Origin of the sequence: Oceaniferula flava (genome assembly GCF_016811075.1) — a bacterium.
Lineage (GTDB): Bacteria > Verrucomicrobiota > Verrucomicrobiia > Verrucomicrobiales > Akkermansiaceae > Oceaniferula > Oceaniferula flava.
On record NZ_JAFBGL010000025.1, the window covers coordinates 1 to 3,269 of the forward strand.

Genomic DNA, 3,269 nt, shown 5'->3' on the forward strand with positions numbered 1-3,269 from the left:
CCGGTTGCATCGGCCATCTGTTTCATTGGTGCAATTCTGTGCGCAATTTTGCATAGTCGGCGATCAGATACAAAAGAGTAAGAAGTGCAACACTGCGAGATTGGCATGCACGATGAATCCAATAATGGATCGAACAAGGCGCTTCATCCGACGCGATACCGTTCGGTGTCCGAGGAAGTTGTAGAGCTAAAATCGTGAATGGTGCGAATCTGTTTTACAGTGCGCGGTTGAGCTCTACGTTCGCCAAGAATAAGAATTTTGGGGTGGGGCGTTCTCGATGCATCATGATTGAAGGTTTCGGAAACGATTGCAGCTAGCTTGAACCATCGTCCGCGTATCGACGCGATCATCATGCAGGGCAACATTATCAGCGGTGGATTATCGAATGGTAAGACCTTTTTTAGCGCAAGGGTATTGGAAGATGTTAGGTTTAGCATGATGCTGACCATCTTGCGGCAGTCCTCGTTCCTGCGGGTGCCTCCAGAAGATCAGCAACATGCGGCAGACGTTCCAGGTTCAGCGTAGTTTTCGCTGGTTGATTATTCCTTGAGTGCTTGGGTTGCCTAATCAAGAATGCAGTCGAACAAGGCGCTTCATCCGACGCGATACCGTCCGTAGCCCGAAACCATTGAGAGCTAAGAACGTGAATGATTGCGAATCTGGTTTACAGCGCGCGGTTGAGCTCTACGTTGGGCAAATATTATGAAAGTAAGAGTAGAACACGGAGGTGAATGCCGCACGTATGCAATGTTGCGTCATGTCGCGTGGCATCAGCTCGATTTCGCAAAGACATATGAAGAAGGATCTCTTCTGCAGTTGCAGGCATCCGCAGTCTTTTGTGCATTCGCTTTCGAGGCATACCTGAATCATGTAGGGGAAGAGGAAATAGCATTTTGGGATGAGATCGAGCGAATACCTTACAGAAAGAAGCTTACTGTTCTGACCAAGCAGCTTGAATTTGTAATGGAGCCCGGACATCCTCCCTTTCAGACGATTTGGGAGCTTTTTAACCTTCGCGATCGCCTTGCTCACGGAAGGACAATCGAGATTAACGAGGTGTTTGAGACCAGTGTATATCCTTCTCACGATTCGGCCTGTTACGTGCTTCCTTGGGAGACACTAACGGCAGCGATCGTTCAACGTTATTATGATGATTTGACTGCCGCCGTAGAGATTATCAATGAGGCACGGCCCACGCCTGATGAGCTGCTCTGGAATCAAGGTGGACGGAGCAAGACCGTTACACCTATCGAGCCAAAATAAGCCCAACAATTCGCTGCACCCGACCGTTAACCGTTCGTAGTCCGCAGATTTTTTACAGTTGAGACCATCCTTGGTTTTTGACCTTTGACCCACCGGCGGTTGAGCTTTACGTTCGGCAATAATAATATGCATCGCATAGTAGACACTATTTCTTCGTTAGTGCTTTTTCCGCTGGTTATGTTTCTAGGTTTCGTGGGGTTAATGACGATACTTGTTGATCCGGCATTGGCGTCTCTTAACGTTGTTCTTGTGGTGTCAATTGCCGTGACATCACCCTCACGGAAGCTGCGTTCTAATTTGCACCGCACAACAAGGCGCAGGGGTCAGTCATCCTTTGGCCGTGTGTATTCCACAGCTGACATTGTTCATTTGATGTTCGTAACTTTGGCTATTTGCTACGTAGTTCGCTTCATTGAATCCCCGGATACAGATTCTAGCTACTATCGCCAACTATATTGGTGGTTAATTGGTGTTCCTTTTGCGTATGTGGCTCCCTTGATACATACTCGAATAGCGAAAAATTTGGCCGAACAAGGCGCTTCATCCGACCGTTAACCGTTCGTAGTCTGGAGCCATTTTGAAGTTAAGACCATCCTAGATCTTCGTCCGTTGACTCACCGGCGGTTGAGCTCTACGTTCGACAATAATAAGAATATTTGGATAGGGCGTTCTCGATGCATCATGATTGAATATTTCGGTTTAGGTCATAGTTGGCTTGATCCATCGATCGTGTCTTGAAGTGATCATCATGCAGGGCAACATTTTCGGCGATGGTTCATCGAATGGTATTACCCCCTTAGCGCAAGGGGATTGGCACTTTTTTGGTTTAGCATGATGCTGACCATCTTGCGGCAGTCCTCGTTCCTGCGGCTGCCTCCAGAAGATCACCAACATGCGGAGACGCTCATGGTGATGTGCAGTTTTCTTGGGTTGATTACTCCTTGTGTGCCTAGGTTGATTAATCAAGAATCGCGTCGAACAATCCGCTGCATCCGACCGCTAACCGTTCGGCAGTCAGTGATTTGTGAAGACTTAAACTTTCGATCAAACGCTGTCCTTTTGCGAGGGCGGTCGGTTGAGCTTTACGTTAGCTAAAAATAATGAAGATTTGGAGAATCAAAGCACCTAGTTACAGAAGCAGTAAAGAGAAAGCGAACCATAATGGGTCTATTAGTTTTCCATATGGTCTTCCGGGTGTGAAGTGCTGTGGCACTTGGAGCGGTTGTGATTTGTTGGGTATCGACTGCCCGCAAGAGCTCAGAGATGTTACGGGGCTTAACGACAGCTGGCCATTGAAACCAAAGAGACTGGACAAACTCCGCGAGGAACTGCGACGTTTTGAAGGGTTTTCAGGTTTAAGTATCCATGAACTCAGTCCTGGAGCTAGGCTAATGCCGCCGACCTTTAAGCAGCCTCATCACAAAGATAATGACTTTTTGTGGCCAGCCTTAGAGGCACCTGTTGTTTCGCTACGGGTTGCCGCATTGTTATCACGAATTTGTCCAGATGATTTTGAAGCTGTCCCGCTTCCAAACACCCCAGATTGGGTTTTAATTATCATAAGAGCGAAAAGTAAACCACCCATTGAGCGTCGATCGGACCGACATTGTAAGCGTTGTGGTAGAGGTAATCGTGTATCCAATTCATCAGATTTTGTTGTGTTTGAGGATATGGTTCCAAATGCTGGAATATTCTGTTTAGACACTACACTACATTTATTGATATCTGATGAACTGAAGAATTACTTGTCCGAACTTGACCCTAGTAATATCATTTTTGATCTTGTTGAGGTGCAGCAAAATTGAGCTAACAAGACGAAGCATCCGACAGCTAACCGTTCGGCAGTCTGTGATGAGTGAAGATTAAATATTTCGATCAAGCGCTGTCCTTTTGTGAGGGCTGTCGGTTGTTCTCTACGTTCGACAATAATATAATATGACGACAGAACAATTTTACACTATTAGAAATATACTATCATGGATTGCCATCGCGGCTTTCTTGCTCGT

The 3,269-nt window shown here is 46.5% G+C and carries 3 protein-coding genes; all 3 read left to right on the plus strand.

Going from position 1 to position 3,269, the window contains the following annotated elements; genetic code table 11:
- The first annotated feature begins 351 nt into the window (after nucleotides 1-351).
- The 3 genes from JO972_RS16630 (at nucleotide 352) to JO972_RS16640 (ending at nucleotide 3,068) form a co-directional block, all read left to right on the plus strand.
- Entirely contained in the window at nucleotides 352-525 is a 174-nt protein-coding gene (locus JO972_RS16630; protein ID WP_309491213.1) for a hypothetical protein, read from the plus strand.
- Nucleotides 526-702: 177 nt separating this feature from the next.
- Nucleotides 703-1,263, plus strand: a complete 561-nt coding sequence (locus JO972_RS16635; protein ID WP_309491214.1) for a hypothetical protein — start codon at nucleotides 703-705, stop codon at nucleotides 1,261-1,263.
- Between the two features lie 1,100 nt (nucleotides 1,264-2,363).
- Entirely contained in the window at nucleotides 2,364-3,068 is a 705-nt protein-coding gene (locus JO972_RS16640) for a hypothetical protein (protein WP_309491215.1), read from the plus strand.
- Nucleotides 3,069-3,269 lie beyond the last annotated feature (201 nt).